Here is an 18,147-nt window from a genome sequence, read left to right on the forward strand (position 1 = left end):
TCAAACGCCATCAGAACGAATACAGAACAGCCAACGTGGCGCCAGTATCATTCCGTCGTTCCACAACCTGACTATCCGCGACTTTGTCAGTCAGCCACGTTGAGGTAACCCCGACGTTGGTTGACCAGGCAGGGCTAAATTGATGCGTCCAGTTCGCGCCCAGTGCATAACCGTAGACACCTTTGCCAGCATGATAGGCGGCCAACCCAGAACGGCTGCTCTGCTGCTGTGTCACACCGTAATAGGTTTGATTAAAGCGGGCATCGCCCATCAGCACGTCTGCCGACAGCGCCAGCACGTCGTCTTTTGTCGTGGACTGCCACACCGTGCTCTTTGCCCCGACGCGATACTGATTTCCTCTTTTTGTCTCGCTCAGTGCAAATTCACCGCTCGCTTCCAGCGCCAGCCAGGGTGCAAACTGATACCCCGCCGTTACGGTGGTAATTACCGATCCTTTGATTTTCCCCATCCCTTTCAATCGGTTAGAACCCGCACGCCAATTGCTGTTTTTGTCATCCCTTCCCATGTCGTAGCCAATCGCGTGATCGAGATAAAAACCGGAAGGAGACTGGTATTGCCAGCCAATGCCGTGCGAAGAATCGAAATAGAGTGCACCGCGCTGAACCGTCAGCACAGGCAGTGCCATGGTTTGACGATTTTTACTCCCCTTGTAACGCGGTGCATTCTGGGCTGCAACGCCAACGGTAACATCCGTGTGGTCACCCAAAAGCGAGGGCGCTGATGCCTCCGACTCCGCAGCGAATGCGGTGCCAGATAACACGATAGCGGACAGACTGGTGGATAAAATCATTGTTGTTATGTTCATACATCCCCTCTTTAACGCGGTAATCTTGCACCGTGGTGTTTCCACGGCGGGTGCAATGTAATTGGTGTTGGCTTTTCAGCACCGTGACGAATTATGCTGACGCTTAATCAAGAAACGCTTTGTGGTTTTTTAAGATTTCATCAAGAGGTTGTGATGGCAGAAAAACGGGTGTTGGTTATTGAAGACGATATGGATGCCGCCAGCGTGCTTGAGGCTTATCTGCGGCGCGATGGCTATCAGGTTTCTATCGCGTCTGATGGGCAAAAAGGTCTGCACATGGCGCTGACCAGTAAACCCGATTTGATTTTGCTGGATGTGATGCTGCCGAAAATGAATGGTTCTGAGGTGCTGTCCGCCCTGCGGCAGCGCAGTAATATTCCGGTAATTATGGTCACCGCCATCGGCGATGAACCGGAACGGATCGGCGCGCTGCGTTACGGCGCGGATGACTATGTCGTCAAGCCCTATAATCCGCAGGAAGTGGTAGCGCGAGTGCAGGCCGTGCTACGGCGAACCGGCTACGCCATCCGGGAAGATGCGATCCTGACATTCGAGAATTTATCGGTTGATCCAACCTCCGTGACGGCAAGCATTGCGCTCTCACCGTCTGAATCTGTCGTTCTCGATCTTACGCCCACCGAATTCAACATTCTGGTGACGCTGCTCAAAGCGCCAAACCGCGCCTTCACTCGCGGTGAGCTACTGGAAGCCTGCTTGCCGGAAAGCGATGCGCTGGAACGCGTGGTGGATACTCACGTCCACAACCTCAGGAAGAAACTCAACCAGTACGACATCATCAACGTGCTCGTCACCGTCCGTTCTGTTGGCTATCGATTCCGGTGAACCTGATGAAAAAATCGATCTTCCTGTCAGAAAAAATGTCGCTGTGGCGCTGGCTGTGCTTTCGTATTATTTCTCTGCTGCTCGCCACCCTGCTCATCATCGCCACCCTGATGTGGCTACGCTTCGCCATCAACAATGTCTACGTCGAACAGCAGATGCCGGACGAGGTACGGGCTGAATTTCAGCAGTTAAGCAAACAGGAAGATTACGGTAATCCCCGCTACCAACAGATTATCAATCAGTATTACGGCCCGGATTTCTTTGTGCCAAATATTGCCAGCACTGACTGGCTGGTGCTGGCGATTATGGTTCTGATCGCCTTACCGACCGTCGTCGTCATCGTGCTGTGGCGGGCGCGACCGCTGTCACAACAATTTTCCAATATCGCCAGCGCCGCACGCGACGTTGCTCAGGGAAATTTCGATGCTCGCACACAGCTTGTCGAGCAGGCACCGATGGAGTTGATTACGCTGGCGAACGACTTTAATAATATGACCGCACAGTTGGAGCGCTACGAGCGGGAACTCCGCGAATCCAGCGCGGCGTTGGCTCACGAACTGCGTACGCCGTTAAACGCGGCGATGGGGCGCGTTCAGGGCATGCTTGATGACGTCTTTCCGCGCGATAAATCACAGCTGACGATGGTCATCAAACAGCTCGAACAGCTCAATCACGTGATTCAGGATCTGCACTTTCTTTCACTCGCCAGAGCCGGACAACTGCAACTGGTCAAAACGCCGCTGTATTTCGACGAGATCGTCACTGAGCGGCTTACCTGGTATCGGCCTCAGCTAGAGCAGGCTGGGTTTCAGACCCATATTCATATCGAACAACATGACTTTTGTGTTGCCGACCGCGAACGATTGGGACAGGTGTTCTCTATTCTGATCGAGAATGCCTTAAGCTACGCCAGCGAGGGGCGCTATCTGGCAATTGAGGTACGTGAAATGACCGTTCGTGAAATGGCAGTACGTGAAAACGTGCCGTGCTGGCAGATTACAGTTTCTGACCACGGACCGGGGATTGAAGCAGAATCGCTGCCCCTGCTTTTCGACCGCTTCTGGCGGGCAGAACATTCACGCGGAAGACACTCCGGCGGCAGTGGACTTGGGCTGTCTATTGCCTCAGCCATTATCACTGCACATGGTGGTGCTATTTATGCAGAACGCGGCAATAACGGCGGACTTGCCATCGTGATGACGCTGCCACACACCGCCTGACGTAGCTGCATGCCGTTGGTCATTGACCAATAATGAGAAAGCATAGCGAAATTATTGCTATGCCCTTTCTCTGGTAAAAAAACCGGGAAATACTGCAATACTCACCCGCTCAACGATGAGACAAACGCCACCACCTCAGACTCCACGCCCTACGGCGAGGCACACCGCTGTCTAACACGTTTTTTGTCCTGACCAATACTTATATTTATCTGGAATGAGATAAGGCGAAAAAGACTAATTTCGCTATAAGTATTTCGCTACTCTGCATGAGCGAAATATATCGCCTCGATTAAAACTCAATCATCAGGGTAACTATTATGAAACGTTCTCTTCACCAGGTATTCATGGCGATGACGCTAGTTAGCGCCTCCTTTTTCAGTCAGGCTGCGGAAACACAGCCATCAACGTGGCAACACATCAAACAAACCGGTGAATTACGCATCGGCGTGGCACAGGGTGAGCCGTGGTATTTTAAAAATCCATCGACCGGAGAATGGGATGGCATCGGCTATAACATCGGCAAGGAGTTAGCCAACGATCTTGGCGTGAAGCTGGTGACGGTAGAAACCACCTGGGGTAACGCCATTGCCGCCTTACAAACGGGTCAGATCGATACCATGCTGGTACTCGATCCAACGGAAGAGCGGAAAAAAGCGGTCGATTTCCCTGAGCAGCCTTTCTTTTGGTATGCGCAAGGCGTGTTGATTCGCGACGGCATTACCGTTACCAACTGGGACGATCTCAATCGTGAGGATGTCAAAATCGGCGTCACGCTGGGTTCCAGCCCAGATCTGATTCTGACCAAACGTCTGCCAAAAGCACAGCTAGTGCGCTTCCCAAATATGGATGAGGGCGTAGCCGCATTCTATGCTGGCCGTGTCGATGCACTGTCGTATTTCCATCCGGCTCTGGCGCTGCAACAGGCTAAAGTCGGCAAAGGCAATTTGATTCTGCCGAAGCCGATTATTGAAGTCAGCACCAGCGGCGCAATCCGCAAAGAAGCCGACCAGACCTTCCACAACTTCCTGAATGACGAATTTGCCAAGCTGTATAAGTCTGGTAAAACCCAGCACTACTATGAACAGGCGCTCAAACTGCGCGGCGTGGACGCAAGCAAAGTGCCGTCAGTCATTAAAGAAGACTGGAAATAAGCGGGATTTGGATAACAGAACGGTCCTGAACGGATTCAGGACATCTGCATCAGCGGCGTAACCAGTGCAGCTACATCCTTGCATTGTTCAATCTCAGAGAGCGCCGCTACTGCCTGTGCAATATCAGCAGGGGCAAGCCGTGACGATAGATTCTCCGCAAATTTCTCCATGATGTTGCTTTCCGTTAGCGGGTGTTCCACACAGCCCAGCGGAAATGCAATGCGTTCACCTGCCACAACGTTTCCCCGCGTGACAACATCAACCTGCAATACCGGGCGACGCGCTTGCGCCATAAGCTGGTCAAGTTCGGGAGACACCTCAACGTGAACCTTATCGGCTAGCGCCAGAAGCATAGGATTGATTAACGTATCGCCCGCACTCCAGCGGTGGCGCGGAATACGGTAGGCAAGACAGGCCAGCGCAAACGGCAGGCTGAACTGCGCATCCGTTTCATTTTTCGGTCGCCTATCCATAAAGTCAGCGGCCAATCTCTGGCTGCCTTTAACCCGAATAAGGTCAATATCCTGCGGCACCAGCGCCAACTCGTCCTGTACACGTTCGAAGGATTCCAGTGCAGTATGTATCCAGCGACAGGCCGGATACGCTTTGAAACTGGCGTGCTGGAGCGCCCACTGCTCTCCTAAACCGGTCGACAAAATCGTCTCATCAAAACGATCTGACCCCATCATGCGCCAGAATCCCTTCTCGCCGGACAGCACATCTCTTGGGCCGATCATTCCTGCGTGGTGCAGCTCGACACCACGGACGCCCGCTTCCGCGGCTGGCGCGTTGTAATCCTTAAAGGAAACCAACGGTCGCTGCTGCCAGTTGTATTTGTGCAAGCTGGGCAACGGCGTCAACGAGGCCGCCAACCCGATAGCGTTCTCTAATCCTTCGGCATCACACCCCGTCAGTAACCCGTAGGCCACCGCTGCACCTACCGATTCATGCTGACACACGCCATAAACCTGCTGAAAACGCGCCGGACTCGGTTGCTGAGATTGGATGATCCGGCCATTGATTTCATATGCAGCGGCCAGCGCACAGATCAGCGTTTCGCCGTCGATAGGGCGCTGCCCCAGCGCCGCCAGCGCGGCGGCAACCAGCGAGGCACCGGGATGCCCCATGCCGCACCCGGCCACTTCATACCCGTCATCGTAATCCAACGCATTGATCGCCGCCGCATTCAAAAACGCCGCGCCAATAGCCGCCAGCGGCGTTCCACCATCCAATACTGGGCTGTTGCCCGCAGCATAGTGCAGACGAGTGACCCGTGCGCAATCCTGAACCGCCTGACTCTTTGCGCCTGCAATGCCGCAGCCCAGGCTGTCGATAAAATGCAGCGCAATCTTTCTTCTTAATACGACAGGGATGTCCTGAATCGTCAGTCGACAGGCAAAGGTCGCCAGACGCAACGTCAGAGGTAATTCAGTTGAGTGGGGCATCGGCATATCGTCATTTGTTTATAAACAAAAGGAATATTAACACCACGTTTTATTATTTATTTATCATTTTTTCGACCTGCTAAGATGCATAGGTTCTAACAAAATAAGAAACGTTTTTCCTAATATACCCTAAATAATTCGAGTTTCAGGCAGGCGGCAAGCGAGGGACAAATTCGTCGGGAACGAATTTGACCAGCCAACGGCTGGCCTTCGGTGAGAGACAGGATGTCTCTCATTTCATCCCGATGAGCTTACTCAGGTAAGTGATTCGGGTGAGTGACAAATCTGTTAAAAGCAGATTTGAACGCTGCTTGCAGCGACCCCTACGGGGCGAGGCTCACGTCAGTGTGCCGAGTATCGTAGCCAACGCACATGCAACTTGAAGTATGACGGGTATACGCCATTTCCAGGGGTTCTGTATCTATGTCATATCAGTGGGATTTTTCTGCCATCTGGCCTTACCACCAACTGCTGTTGGAGGGGCTATGGGGAACGATAAAGATCGGTGCCACCAGCATCCTGATCGGAATGCTGGCAGGCATGGTGCTCGCCGCGATGAAAATGTCGCCTCGGTTGTTATTGCGCTTGCCCGCCGTGATGTTGATTGGCTTCTATCGTAATACGCCCGCGATTGTGCATTTTTTCTGGATTTACTACGCCCTGCCCGTTATTACGCCCTTAACGTTTTCACCTTTCACCGCCGCCGTCATCGCGCTGTCGGCACAGTCCGGTGCCTTCTATGCTGAGGTCTATCGTGGAGCGATTTCTTCGATTCACCCAGGGCAATGGGAAGGAGCAAAAGCGCTGGGCATGCCGCAATCGACGGCATTGCGACGGGTCATTCTCCCGCAGGCCTTGCGCAGAATGATCCCGCCTTTTATTGAGCGTTCGTTTGAACTCATCAAATCCACCTCGCTGGCTTCCTCACTGGCCTATAGCGAACTGCTTTATCAGGCGATGCAGCTAAACAGCCAAACTTACCGACCGCTCGAAGTCTACAGTCTAGTGGCCGTGATGTATTTCACTCTGCTGCTGCTGATTAGCCTGTTCAGTCAACATATTGAGAAACGGCTGTCGCTGGCAGACCGTCGGCTCGCCTAAGGAACATCATGCACTATCAATGGGATTTCTCGCTGGTCTGGGACAACATTCCGGTGTTGCTGAAAGGCCTTGGCGTCACGCTCGAACTGTGGCTGATAGCAGGCGTGCTGGGAACTGCGCTGGGGCTGGTTTTGGGTATTTTTCGCGTGTTTGGAAAGCGCTGGCTGTCATTGCCCGCCAGATTCTTTGTCGAGATATTCCGCAATACGCCCGTCCTGATCCAGCTGATCTGGTTTTATTACGCCTTCCCGGTTCTGGTCGGTGTGCAGTTTAGTACCTTTGCCGCCGCCGTGCTGGCTCTGACGCTGTATAGCGCCGCGTACTGCACCGAAATTTTCCGTGCCGGACTACAATCCATCGACCACGGACAATGGGAAGGCGCAAAAGCGTTGGGCATGCGGCACACGGTGATCCTACGGCGCGTGGTTCTGCCACAAGTATTGCGCAACATGCTACCTGCCTTGACCAACCGGATGATCGAGTTGGCTAAAGTCACCTCGCTGGCCTCCATATTGGCCGTCAACGAACTGATGTACCAAGGGCGGCTGCTGAGCAGCACCTATTATCGTCCGCTGGAAATCCTGACGGTGGTGGCACTGCTCTATTTCGTTTTGATCTGGCCGGGGAGCTACCTTGCCGCACGACTTGAACGTCGTTTCCGTTCAACCCCCTAGCCCGACAGTGACACAGGATTACTATGCGTGAAGATATTGCTTTAAGTGAAGAACGTGTTCTAAGCGAAAATCGTGATCTGAGTGAAGATACCGTTCTGCGTATTCGCGGACTCCAGAAACGCTTCGGTGCCGTTGAGGTGTTGAAAGGTATCGATCTGGATGTACGACGCGGTGAAAAAATTGCCATCATCGGCGGCAGCGGATCGGGGAAAAGTACGCTATTGCGCTGCCTGAATTTCATGGAAATCCCCAGAGCTGGCACCATCGAACTGGATGGCGTAGTGCTGGGAAAAACAGACGCTAAAGGTCAGCACGACTACCCAGAGAAACAACTTTGCGCCGTGCGGGAACGCGTGGGAATGGTGTTTCAGCAATTCAACCTGTTTCCCCATCTCACCGTGCTGGAAAATGTGCGTGAAGCACTGATATCGGTGAAAAAGATCCCACGACATGAGGCGGATATCATCGCCAAAGCCCAGTTGGAAAAGGTCGGGCTGAGCAATAAGCAAGACGCTCGCCCCAGCAGCCTGTCCGGCGGTCAGCAGCAGCGGGTAGCGATAGCCCGAGCGCTGGCAATGTCGCCTGAAGTGATGCTGTTCGATGAGCCGACATCGTCACTGGATCCCGAACTGGTAGGCGAAGTGCTGCACACCATTCGGGCGTTAGCGGACGAAGGTCGCACCCTTCTGTTAGTCACCCATGAGCTGGGTTTTGCCTATCACTTCGCCGACCGCGTCGTGTTTATCGAAAATGGCGTGATCCATGAAATGGGCAGCGCCGAACAGGTACTCAAAAATCCGCAGCAGCCGCGTACACAGGCTTTTCTTGCCCGCTTTGCCGAGCGGGCCTTTTAATTCATCATTCACATTCACATTCAGGAACAGCACGATGCAACCGACGTTATCCAGCCAAAGCAGTCAGGCCTATTTGCAAGATCCGCGTAACAACGACGTACAGGTGTATGTGAATGGGGAATTTGTTCATCGCGACAACGCGGTGGTGTCGATCTTTGATTCCGGCTACGTGTGCGGTGACGGCGTATGGGAAGGATTGCGCTTGGTTAATGGCCGCCTGATTGCGCTGGATGCCCATCTGGATCGATTGTTTGACGGTGCTGCTTCAATCCAACTGGATATCGGCCATAGCCGAGAGGCGCTGACCGCTATTCTCTATAAAACGCTCGCCATCAACGGGATGACTGATGGCGCACATATTCGCCTGATGATTACCCGTGGGAAAAAGCATACGCCGAATCAGGATCCTCGCTTCATCATCGGTGGTGCAACCATCGTGTGCGTGGCGGAATACAAGGTCGTCGATACGGCGGCAAAAAAGCGCGGGCTGACGTTGTTTACGTCCACTTACCGCACCAGCACGCCTGACGTCTTCGATCTACGGCTCAATTCGCACAGCCGACTTAATCTTATTCAGGCGCTGCTACAGGCGTTGCAGGCCGGTGCAGACGAAGCGTTGATGCTGGATCCGCACGGTTTTGTCGCCAGCTGTAACTCCACCAACTTTTTTATCGTCCGCCGCGGTGAACTGTGGACGTCATCGGGGCGCTACTGCTTCAATGGCATTACCCGCCAGACCCTTATCGATCTCGCTCACGCCAACGGACTCACGGTCAAAACTCAGGATTTTACGCTGGCAGAAGCGCTTACCGCTGATGAAGCCTTTGTTACCGGCACGCTGGCAGGCATCACCCCAGTAAAAGCGCTGGATGGCCACTTGTTTAGCGCCGAACATCGCCCGATTACCGAAAAGCTTAGCCAGTGGTATGAGGCGTACCTGCACGCACAGTGATAGAGACGCATCGTCGTGATAACAATGACGATGCCACATAAGGAATGGATAGACACTGACAAGTGAGGATATTAGTGATGATTAGAACATTCCAATTTCAGGAACTCTGCAATCGCAGCCGTGACTGCCTGCGCAGCTTCAGTCGGAGGATGATGACCTGTTTTAGCCAAAATGAGTATACTCGCGTCAGCGATCAGGGTAGCTATTTCCTGACTCAGTTCAACAGGTGTTGCAGTGTCCTGTTCCCCACAGATGATCAGTGTCGGAGCACTGATGTCAGCCAGTAGTTCCGTTATATCACCCCGCTCAAAAACCGCTGCATCCAATGCAAGCGCTAATCCTGTGCGATTGTGAGACAGCATAATACGACGCTCTCGGACAGCCTCTCCCTGATTATTCTGCAACCACGCCTCATTATTGATATGACCCTGAATTTTTTTGAATAAATCCTCACGCGCATGTTCTGAACCGGTGAGCAGAATGTCACGCTGCCTGTGCCAGTTTTGCAGACGTTCAGGAAATTCCGCTCTGGCACTGGTGCCGATCAGAACCAACCCGGACACCAGTTGCGGATAATGGGCTGCAAGCCTGATGGCAACCATTCCGCCCTGACTCTGTCCAATAAATGTCACTTTGCCGAGTGACAGTTCCTGAATCATTAACGCTAAATCCCTGCTCAGATCGTCAAGTTTCCAACCAGCGGGATCGTATTCGCTCAGGCCGTGTCCCGGCATGTCCAAGACAATACAACGATACGACTTACTCAGTACCTGAAATTGTGCAGAGAAAATTTCATGATTTGCGAACAGTCCGTGAGCAAAAATAAGCGTCGGTCCTTCACCAATATCGCGATAACGATACAGAGTGCCATTAATTCTAACCTGCTGAAGCTGCCATTCATCACTGGCATCAAAAGCTCTGCTAAGTAGAGCTGAATCTTCAAACATTTGATAACGGGTGATTTTCGACCCTGATACCTTAAAGTGAATGATCATATCGCTGCCAACCGCATTTCCCGTACTCAGTACGGTATGACGAAAACGCCCCAGTACCAGAACGCTGTCATTATGGGCAATGATGTCACTGATGGAAAAATCCAATGGCCTGAAGTTCTGCGGGAAATTTTGCAGCCAGCGCCTGACTCGCCCCGGCCCCTGTAACAGCCCAACGGTAGATACCCCAGGCTCACCATCGATATGCCACACGACGTTGTCATCAAGCAGGCTGACGATATCATCCAACTTTCCTTCAGCAAATGCCGCCAGATAAGCCTCGACCGTCTTTCTTGCACTCAGCCCCTGTATATCATGCGTATTTGTTGCTTCCATTTTATTGTTCCTATTTAAGAAATATTAAGTTGGCAAATGCCATGAGGAAGAGTTTATTTGTTCCATATTTTGAAAACTATAGATAAAATCGATCAATCATCTTCCAAAAACAGAAAACTTTATGCGTGAAATAAGCATGGACTGGAACGACTTACGCTTCTTTTTGGAAGTCGCGCGAACAAGCAGCCTCACCAAAACTGCCATTAAGCTGAAGGTCAGCCAGTCAACTGTATCAAGAAGGATTGGCGCACTTGAAAGCAGTTTAAAGACCCGCCTGTTCCTCCATCATCAGACCGGATATTTTCTTACTGATGTTGGCAAAGAAGTTCTCAAATATGCTGAAGATGTGGAAGGTAAAGTAGGAACACTGGAGAAAAAAATCTCTGGACGGGATCTGGCTCCTGCCGGAATAGTCCGCCTGGCTACAGCAGTGACGCTAGCAAACCACCTGATTATTCCTCAGCTACCCCGCTTCATGGCCTGTTATCCTGAAATCATTCTGGAGCTCGTCACGGGTGTAAATACCGTATCAGTAGTACGAAATGATGCCGATATTGCGCTGCGGCTTGTCCGTCCTGAACAGAATTCCTTAAAGATACGAAAGGTAGGTGTTGTGGCTTCTGCGGTGTACGGTTCAGAAACCTATGTCCGCGAGCATCCTGCGCCCGAAGATAACCCGATAATAGGCCGAAATTTTATCACATGGGACAAGTCGTTCAGTCATCTCCCCTCTGCCAGATGGCTCAATGAACACTTCCCTGACATGACGTCGACATTAGCCTTGACCAGCCTTGTAACACAGATTGCTGCAGCAAACGCTGGTTTAGGACTCGCAGTTTTACCCTGCTTCATTGCCGCGCAGAACAGCGACCTGGTGGAAGTCATCCATACCCAACGCGTGTTTTCTGAAGACCTCTGGTTGGTCAGTCATACCGACCTAATAGCATCTTCACGGATCAGGGTAGTGGCTGACTTTTTAATGGAAATTATCGCTGAAGCTCATCTGGCATGACCTTTCTGAGTTATTGCTATCAAGCTCAAAATATCTGCTTCTGGCACACAGGGGACAAGTACGTGACGCTGAAGGTCTGCTGAGAGCGAGGAGCGGACGTTCGCAGTTTGACAAAGGCATGACTAAAATCGTGGTCTGTTAAACAACAGGTGCAGGTCAAGTGATATATTCAATTGTCATCTGGCCATTTTTCAAAATATTATATCGAACATCACCTGTTATTGATTTTTTTTGTTGTTCATTGTCACATTTTCATCGTGGGATTAAATAAAAAAACCTTATTTATCATAAGCATTTAATTTTCTGAAATTGCTACCCCACCTCAGATTACTGGGCTGACCTAATCTATAGATCAGTTTCCCTTTATAATTTATGTTAGCAAGACACTAAGATGATTCTTAGAGACGCCCTCTTGACGGTAGAGGAAGCGTGCATTGATTTTTACGATCACTGCCTTTCGCCCCCCAACCTAATCCGCGAATGATGCTTCCTGAACTTGCGTGCCTGTTATTATACTCGCCGCCAGAGCAATCAAATTGCTGATGCTTTCTGCCTGCTTAATGCATCTCCTGTCGTCAACATTACTGTGCATATTTGAGTGATTTCCTCTTAAGGAGAACTAGTTTCATGGGTATAAAAGCGCAGGTGAGTATCGCGCACAAGCTGGGGTTCACATCACACCAGAATGCTGTTCCGCTGTTACGTGAGCTTGTCTTGCATAATGAGTCCGAAGAGACATTTCAGGATCTGACGCTGCATCTGCGGACCGCGCCCGCCGTGCTCGAAGAAAAAAAATGGAATATCGACCGCCTGCTTCCCGGTACTTCATTGGATATCAGGGATCGGGATGTCAAACTTAATGCCGAATGGCTTGCCGAACTGACCGAGAGCGTACTCTGTGAAGTCACTTTGAGTTTGCGCCTAGGTGAGGAAGAACTCTTTATTACCCATTACCCGCTTGAAGCACTGGCGAAAAATGAATGGGGCGGCAGTGCAATGATTGAATTGCTACCTTCATTTATTATTCCTAATGATCCAGCAGTGGATCGTGTACTCAAGGCCACCTCTGATGTTCTTCGCCGGGCAGGCAAGGATGACGCTCTTAATGGCTATGAAAGCAAGTCCAGAACTCGTGTCTGGGAAATTACCTCAGCTCTCTGGACTGCTGTCTGCAACCTTAATATCAGTTATGCCCTTCCCCCAGCCAGTTTTGAACACAATGGACAGAAAATTCGCACGCCAGGCGCCATTCTGGAAGGAAAAGTCGCAACCTGTCTGGATACAACCTTATTATTTGCTTCCGCGCTGGAACAGCTTGGTCTGAATTCATTGCTAATGCTCAGCGAAGGTCATGCGTTTGCCGGCGTCTGGTTACAACCGCAGGAGTTTTCGCAGCTAGTGACAGAAGATGTCTCAGCGGTGCGCAAACGTGTCGACCTGAAAGAAATGGTCGTATTTGAGACAACACTCGCGACCCGAGCTCACCCGCCTTCATTTACACAGGCATCTGATGAAGCGTTAAAGCATCTTAACGAAGATGTTTTTCACGCAGCCATTGATTCCCGTCGCGCGCGGATGCAGAAAATTCGGCCACTGGCTCTGGGTATCATCCGCCTTGAAGACCAGCCGGATTCCGGCGAGGTTAATTTGCATGGGTTTGAGGAAGCTCCCTCTCTCCCTGATGTTGACATCGATATTGAGACGGCTGGTGAGAAAGAAGCCGGGGGCCGGCTGGTACAGTGGCAACGAAAACTTCTGGACTTAACCACACGGAACCGCCTGTTACATCTTCCTGAAAGCGCTAAGGGCATTCGTTTGATTTGTGCGAATCCGAGCCATCTTGAAGATAAACTGGCTGAAGGGAAACGCATTCGCATTGTCCCGCTCCCTGATCTCGAGAGTGGCGGTCGCGATGCCGAACTTTATCAGCAGCTTACAAACGAGAACCTGCGCGAAGAATACGCACAGCTTGCGCTGGAACGCGGTGAAGTTGTCTCCTCAATGGAAAAATACCGCCTGGAGTCATCCCTTATCGATCTCTATCGAAAATCGAAAAGTGATCTTGAGGAAGGTGGCGCCAACACCCTTTTCCTCGCTGTTGGCTTTCTTAAATGGAAAAAATCCGCTGATGACCCCAAAAGTTACTCCGCCCCACTGATACTGCTGCCGATTCAGCTTGACCGTAAAAGTGCGCTTTCGGGCGTGACCATGCGTTTGCTTGAAGAAGAGCCTCGCTTCAACCTTACACTGCTTGAGCTGCTACATAATGACTTTGCTCTGACAATCAATGGCCTCGATGGCGATCTTCCGACTGATGAAAGTGGCGTTGATGTGGATGGCATCTGGAATATGGTACGGCGCGCTGTGCGCGATATTCCCGGTTTCGAAGTCACCCGTGAAGTTGTGATTGGCACCTTCTCTTTTGCCAAATATCTGATGTGGAAAGATCTCATCGATCGTGCACCGCAGCTTATGCAAAGTGCGCTGGTAAAGTATCTCATTGAACGCGGCCAGGACAATGCCGTTCTGGATGAGAGCGGGGAAGTCATCAACGTTGAGCAACTCGATGATAACATCAATACGCAGGACCTTTTCCTGCCGTTGCCAGCCGATTCCTCGCAAATCGCCGCCGTTGTAGCCTCTGCAAAAGGCAGGGATTTTGTTCTGGATGGACCACCCGGCACTGGGAAGTCGCAAACCATAGCCAACATGATTGCACATAATCTTGCGCTGGGCAGGCGTGTACTGTTTGTGGCTGAGAAGAAAGCGGCACTGGATGTGGTCTACCGCAGGCTCGAGGCTCAAGGTCTCGGTGAATTTTGTCTGGAATTGCACTCGAGCAAAACGTCCAAGATGGATTTTCTCAAACAGCTTGAGCGGGCATGGGATGCACGTGATCTACTGACCACCGCAGAGTGGCAGGAAGAAGCGGCCAAGGTGCAGCACCTGCGTGACAAACTCAATGAGGTTGTCCGTTTGCTACATCTGCGCTGGCCAAATGGCTTAACGCTCCATCAGGCAATGGGCACGGTTATCAGGGATGCCAGTAGCGCCACACCGCACTTTACTTGGCCTGCATCGACTTTGCATTCTTCTGCAGAGATGACGCAGTTCAGAGAGATAGTAAAACGGCTTAAGCTGAACCGTGATGCCTGGAAACAGCACAGTGACCATTTTGACCTCATCACCCAGGCTGATTGGACAAATGGATGGCAATCCTCTCTTATTGCTGAAGCAAACGCATTGCCAATAACTATTGATCGTCTTGAAAACGCCACCGAGGAATTACTTAAAGCGACGGGAATCACTCTGGACTCTACCGAACCGGAGAGACTATCGCAGTTAACTTCATTCTGTGAATTATTGTCGGAAGCTTACGGCATTGATCTGAGCTTCATGTTCGCACCGGATGCCACGAGCCGTATTGAATCAGCTCATAAAGCCATTCACCTCCTAGGTGAGATCGAAGCAACAAAGGCTCATCTGTCCGTTACCTATCTCGGTAACAGCTGGCAGCACGTTAATGTTCCGAAGATCAGAAACGCACTTGAAGTCGCTGACAAAAAATTCTGGTTCTTTGCGACCAGTGCCCGCAAGAAAGTGATTGGTGAAGTTATCCGGCAACACTCGCTGACTTCAGCTCCCGACTTATCCGTTGACCTCCCCATTGTTGAAACTCTGCAGACATTACTGCAACGCCTAACTGAGCTTAATTCTGCCACTACATCCCTGCCGGGATGGGTTGGTCTGGATACCAACTCTGCGCAATTGCAGGCCACCCTGCAACTCGCCGAATCTATCCGTAATATGCTAGGTGGTTTTGCTTCTTCGCCACAGCAGCTGGCCGGGATCCGCACTGCGGTAAAAAACCTGATTATTGATGCCAACGACCTTCTCGGTTCACAGGGTGTGATCCCCACCCTGACCCGGAAACTGCACACAGCTATTACCGATTTCAATGATTCGCAGGTTCGCTTCTGCAATCTGATAAAACCATCTGAGGACAAACCTTCGCTCACGGCTCTGCGTGACTGCGCACTCAATATCCTGCAACATCAGTCCGCTCTTAAAGCCTGGAGTGACTGGAGCCGTGTGCGTGAAGAAGCTATTTCTCATGGCCTGCAGCCCGTGATAAACGCGCTGGTCCATCTTGACTCAGGAGACGTAAGCGCCGCAGAGATATTTGAAACTGCCTATTGCCGCTGGTTTGCATCCTGGATGATCGATTCAGAGCCGCTGCTGCACAATTTTGTGCCGGCTGAGCATATGAGTGATATTGAGGCTTACCGTACGCAAACCGATCGTCTGGCCAAACTGACAGTGCGCTACATACGTGCCCGTTTATGTGGCGTCATTCCTGCAAAAAATGAGGTCAGTAAGCCGGGGGGGTTTGCCCTGCTCAAACATGAGCTACAGAAGTCCCGTCGTCATAAGCCGGTACGCCAGATGGCAGCGGAAATGGGCGATGCCATGGCCAAACTTGCTCCTTGCATGCTGATGAGTCCGCTTTCAGTCGCCCAGTTCCTGCCCTCGGACCAGGCCTTGTTTGACCTGGTAATTTTCGATGAAGCATCACAGATTGCTCCGTGGGATGCTATCGGCACTATGGCGCGAGGAAAACAGGTGGTAATCGCCGGCGATCCACGCCAGATGCCGCCTACCAGCTTCTTTAATCGTGCGGCTAATGACACAGACGATGATACTGAAGAAGATATGGAAAGCATTCTGGATGAGTGTCTGGCTGCCGGCCTGTATAACCACAGCCTGAGCTGGCATTACCGGAGCCGTCATGAAAGCCTGATCACCTTCTCTAACCATCGTTACTATGACAGTAATCTGATTACTTTCCCTGCTTCGGAAACAAAGCAAAGCGCGGTTCAATGGTGCAAGGTCGCAGGCGTCTACTCTAAAGGCAAAGGACGTCATAATCAGGCCGAGGCAGAAGCAATTGTTGCTGAAACGGTGAAGCGACTGACTGATAAAGACTTCATTGCGTCAGGCAGATCGATAGGCATTATCACTCTGAATACCGAACAGCAGAAACTGGTCAGCGATCTTCTGGACCGAGCCAGACAACAACATCCTGAAATTGAACCTTTCTTCCAGTCTGAACTGGAAGAACCTGTTGTGGTTAAAAACCTCGAAACGGTTCAGGGGGATGAGCGCGATTTGATCATGCTCTGTATTGGGTACGGCCCGACTGAGCCAGGCGCAAATACGATGTCGATGAATTTTGGGCCTCTAAATCGTGAGGGAGGCTGGCGCCGGCTGAATGTTGCCGTCACGCGCGCGCGACAGGAAATGATGGTCTTCAGCTCGTTCGACCCTTCCTTTATCGACCTTAATCGTACCAGCGCACGCGCGGTTGCTGACCTCAAATATTTCATTGAATTCGCACAGCGCGGCCCTGTGGCTCTTGCCCAGGCAGTACGTGGATCTGTAGGCGGTTATGACTCACCATTTGAAGAAGCGGTGGCAAATGGCCTGAGAAAAAAGGGTTGGCATGTTGTCCCACAAATTGGCGTATCCCGTTTCCGTATTGATTTGGGGATCGTTCATCCGGATAAGCCTGGCGACTATCTTGTCGGTGTTGAATGTGACGGCGCCACTTACCATAGCGCAGCAACAGCACGCGATCGCGATAAAGTCCGCAGCGCCATCCTGCAGGGCCTGGGCTGGAAATTACTGCGCCTCTGGTCAACAGAATGGTGGATTGATAAAGAAGGTGCACTTGACAGGCTGGATACAGCAATACGTCGCCTGCTTGAAGAATCCAGAACAGCGGAAGCCACACTGATTGCAGAAGCAGAAAAACAAAAGCAGATTACGCCAATCATCGATCCCGTAACCGATGATGTCAGTGAAGACATACTGGTTTCTGACACTACACCTGTCGCTAATGATGAGGAAATATCTGCTTCAGTAACCCCTATCAGCCCGCTTCCTGGCGAAGTAATTGAAGATGGTGATGTCACTGAGTTCAAGTATGCATCTTTAGCTTCTCAGGACGACGACAAGCCAGCACATGCCGGTAAGTATATCGTCAACGATCTTCAGGAATGGCACGGCAGGGCAGATGCAGAACAATTCTATACAGCTGAATATGATGAGACACTTAAAACGCTCATTGAAGCGGTGGTGACAAGTGAATCACCCCTTCTGGATACTACGCTTGTTCAACGCATCGCACGTATACATGGCTTCACTCGCGCCGGCAGGTTGATACGTGAACGCGTAATGGATATTGTGGATCAACACTATCACCTTGCAACAGATCTCTCGGGTGAAGACTTCGTCTGGCTGTCTGCAGCGCAACGCGCTGACTGGAATACGTTTCGTTTGCCTGCCACGGATAACGATATTCGCCAGGTTGACGCGATCCCCTGCGAGGAATTACGCGCATTGGCTCTGAGTATTGAAGGTGACAATAAGATACAGCAAATGACCCGGTCGCTTTGGATTAGACGCCTGACCAGTCAAGCAAAACAAAGGCTTGAATCAATACTTGAAGTTGTTTGAAGGTCAACCGTGCAGGAAACCACGTATAGAGACTAACAGTCTGAAATATAAAGTCTCATTAGACAATTGTGAGGCAAAGAAACAGTTCAACATCTCGTTTTGTTGCCGTTTTGAGATAATTATTATTAGAGTCGATTTCTGACATCTCTTAACATGGTTTTCTGTATCACCAACGTCGACCAGTTGGGCGTCCTCGAGGAGGACGCCTGGAAAACGGAGAAT

The 18,147-nt window shown here is 51.2% G+C and carries 12 protein-coding genes; 9 read left to right on the top strand and 3 right to left on the bottom strand.

The window, feature by feature from the left end; all coding sequences use genetic code 11:
• Positions 1-10: 10 nt before the first annotated feature.
• On the bottom strand, positions 11-826 hold the full coding sequence (locus DCX48_05625) for a MipA/OmpV family protein (GenBank protein ID QXE14033.1): 816 nt from the start codon (positions 824-826) through the stop codon (positions 11-13).
• A 153-nt stretch (positions 827-979) separates the two neighbouring features.
• On the opposite strand from DCX48_05625, the gene DCX48_05630 reads away from it, so the two are divergent.
• From DCX48_05630 to DCX48_05640, 3 genes are all read left to right on the top strand, one after another.
• Positions 980-1,669, top strand: a complete 690-nt coding sequence (locus tag DCX48_05630; protein QXE14034.1) for a response regulator transcription factor — start codon at positions 980-982, stop codon at positions 1,667-1,669.
• A gap of 5 nt (positions 1,670-1,674) precedes the next feature.
• Positions 1,675-2,889: a HAMP domain-containing protein gene (locus tag DCX48_05635; protein QXE14035.1), complete on the top strand. Its 1,215-nt coding sequence runs from the start codon at positions 1,675-1,677 to the stop codon at positions 2,887-2,889.
• Between the two features lie 317 nt (positions 2,890-3,206).
• Positions 3,207-4,040 carry a transporter substrate-binding domain-containing protein gene (locus DCX48_05640; protein ID QXE14036.1) on the top strand — a complete coding sequence of 278 codons (834 nt, stop codon included), beginning with the start codon at positions 3,207-3,209 and terminating at the stop codon, positions 4,038-4,040.
• Between the two features lie 35 nt (positions 4,041-4,075).
• Here DCX48_05640 and DCX48_05645 read toward each other — a convergent pair whose 3' ends face one another.
• Complete coding sequence (locus DCX48_05645; protein QXE14037.1) at positions 4,076-5,485, bottom strand: MmgE/PrpD family protein; 1,410 nt, start codon at positions 5,483-5,485, stop codon at positions 4,076-4,078.
• Positions 5,486-5,908: 423 nt separating this feature from the next.
• On the opposite strand from DCX48_05645, the gene DCX48_05650 reads away from it, so the two are divergent.
• Genes DCX48_05650 through DCX48_05665 form a run of 4 tightly spaced genes read left to right on the top strand, consistent with a single transcriptional unit; the run spans position 5,909 to position 9,066 of the window.
• Complete coding sequence (locus DCX48_05650) at positions 5,909-6,586, top strand: amino acid ABC transporter permease (protein QXE14038.1); 678 nt, start codon at positions 5,909-5,911, stop codon at positions 6,584-6,586.
• An 8-nt stretch (positions 6,587-6,594) separates the two neighbouring features.
• Positions 6,595-7,260, top strand: a complete 666-nt coding sequence (locus tag DCX48_05655) for an amino acid ABC transporter permease (GenBank protein ID QXE14039.1) — start codon at positions 6,595-6,597, stop codon at positions 7,258-7,260.
• Positions 7,261-7,283: 23 nt separating this feature from the next.
• Positions 7,284-8,114, top strand: a complete 831-nt coding sequence (locus tag DCX48_05660; protein ID QXE14040.1) for an amino acid ABC transporter ATP-binding protein — start codon at positions 7,284-7,286, stop codon at positions 8,112-8,114.
• Between the two features lie 34 nt (positions 8,115-8,148).
• Positions 8,149-9,066 (top strand): aminotransferase class IV, encoded by a 918-nt coding sequence (locus DCX48_05665; protein ID QXE14041.1) that lies wholly within the window; start codon positions 8,149-8,151, stop codon positions 9,064-9,066.
• A 71-nt stretch (positions 9,067-9,137) separates the two neighbouring features.
• On the opposite strand, the gene DCX48_05670 is transcribed toward DCX48_05665, so the two are convergent.
• Positions 9,138-10,394 carry an alpha/beta fold hydrolase gene (locus tag DCX48_05670; GenBank protein ID QXE14042.1) on the bottom strand — a complete coding sequence of 419 codons (1,257 nt, stop codon included), beginning with the start codon at positions 10,392-10,394 and terminating at the stop codon, positions 9,138-9,140.
• Positions 10,395-10,515: 121 nt separating this feature from the next.
• On the opposite strand from DCX48_05670, the gene DCX48_05675 reads away from it, so the two are divergent.
• Together DCX48_05675 and DCX48_05680 are read left to right on the top strand one after the other, a co-directional pair.
• Positions 10,516-11,406: a LysR family transcriptional regulator gene (locus tag DCX48_05675; protein QXE14043.1), complete on the top strand. Its 891-nt coding sequence runs from the start codon at positions 10,516-10,518 to the stop codon at positions 11,404-11,406.
• Between the two features lie 627 nt (positions 11,407-12,033).
• Positions 12,034-17,925 (top strand): DUF3320 domain-containing protein, encoded by a 5,892-nt coding sequence (locus tag DCX48_05680; GenBank protein ID QXE14044.1) that lies wholly within the window; start codon positions 12,034-12,036, stop codon positions 17,923-17,925.
• Positions 17,926-18,147: the final 222 nt, after the last annotated feature.

This window comes from Pectobacterium atrosepticum (genome assembly GCA_019056595.1).
In the GTDB taxonomy this organism is placed as follows: Bacteria; Pseudomonadota; Gammaproteobacteria; order Enterobacterales; family Enterobacteriaceae; genus Pectobacterium; species Pectobacterium atrosepticum.

Coding starts and splice junctions, on each gene's coding strand:
- DCX48_05625 (QXE14033.1), bottom strand. CDS start 826: ATGAACATAACAACAATGATTTTATCCACCAGTCTGTCCGCTATCGTG.
- DCX48_05630 (QXE14034.1), top strand. CDS start 980: ATGGCAGAAAAACGGGTGTTGGTTATTGAAGACGATATGGATGCCGCC.
- DCX48_05635 (QXE14035.1), top strand. CDS start 1,675: ATGAAAAAATCGATCTTCCTGTCAGAAAAAATGTCGCTGTGGCGCTGG.
- DCX48_05640 (QXE14036.1), top strand. CDS start 3,207: ATGAAACGTTCTCTTCACCAGGTATTCATGGCGATGACGCTAGTTAGC.
- DCX48_05645 (QXE14037.1), bottom strand. CDS start 5,485: ATGCCCCACTCAACTGAATTACCTCTGACGTTGCGTCTGGCGACCTTT.
- DCX48_05650 (QXE14038.1), top strand. CDS start 5,909: ATGTCATATCAGTGGGATTTTTCTGCCATCTGGCCTTACCACCAACTG.
- DCX48_05655 (QXE14039.1), top strand. CDS start 6,595: ATGCACTATCAATGGGATTTCTCGCTGGTCTGGGACAACATTCCGGTG.
- DCX48_05660 (QXE14040.1), top strand. CDS start 7,284: ATGCGTGAAGATATTGCTTTAAGTGAAGAACGTGTTCTAAGCGAAAAT.
- DCX48_05665 (QXE14041.1), top strand. CDS start 8,149: ATGCAACCGACGTTATCCAGCCAAAGCAGTCAGGCCTATTTGCAAGAT.
- DCX48_05670 (QXE14042.1), bottom strand. CDS start 10,394: ATGGAAGCAACAAATACGCATGATATACAGGGGCTGAGTGCAAGAAAG.
- DCX48_05675 (QXE14043.1), top strand. CDS start 10,516: ATGCGTGAAATAAGCATGGACTGGAACGACTTACGCTTCTTTTTGGAA.
- DCX48_05680 (QXE14044.1), top strand. CDS start 12,034: ATGGGTATAAAAGCGCAGGTGAGTATCGCGCACAAGCTGGGGTTCACA.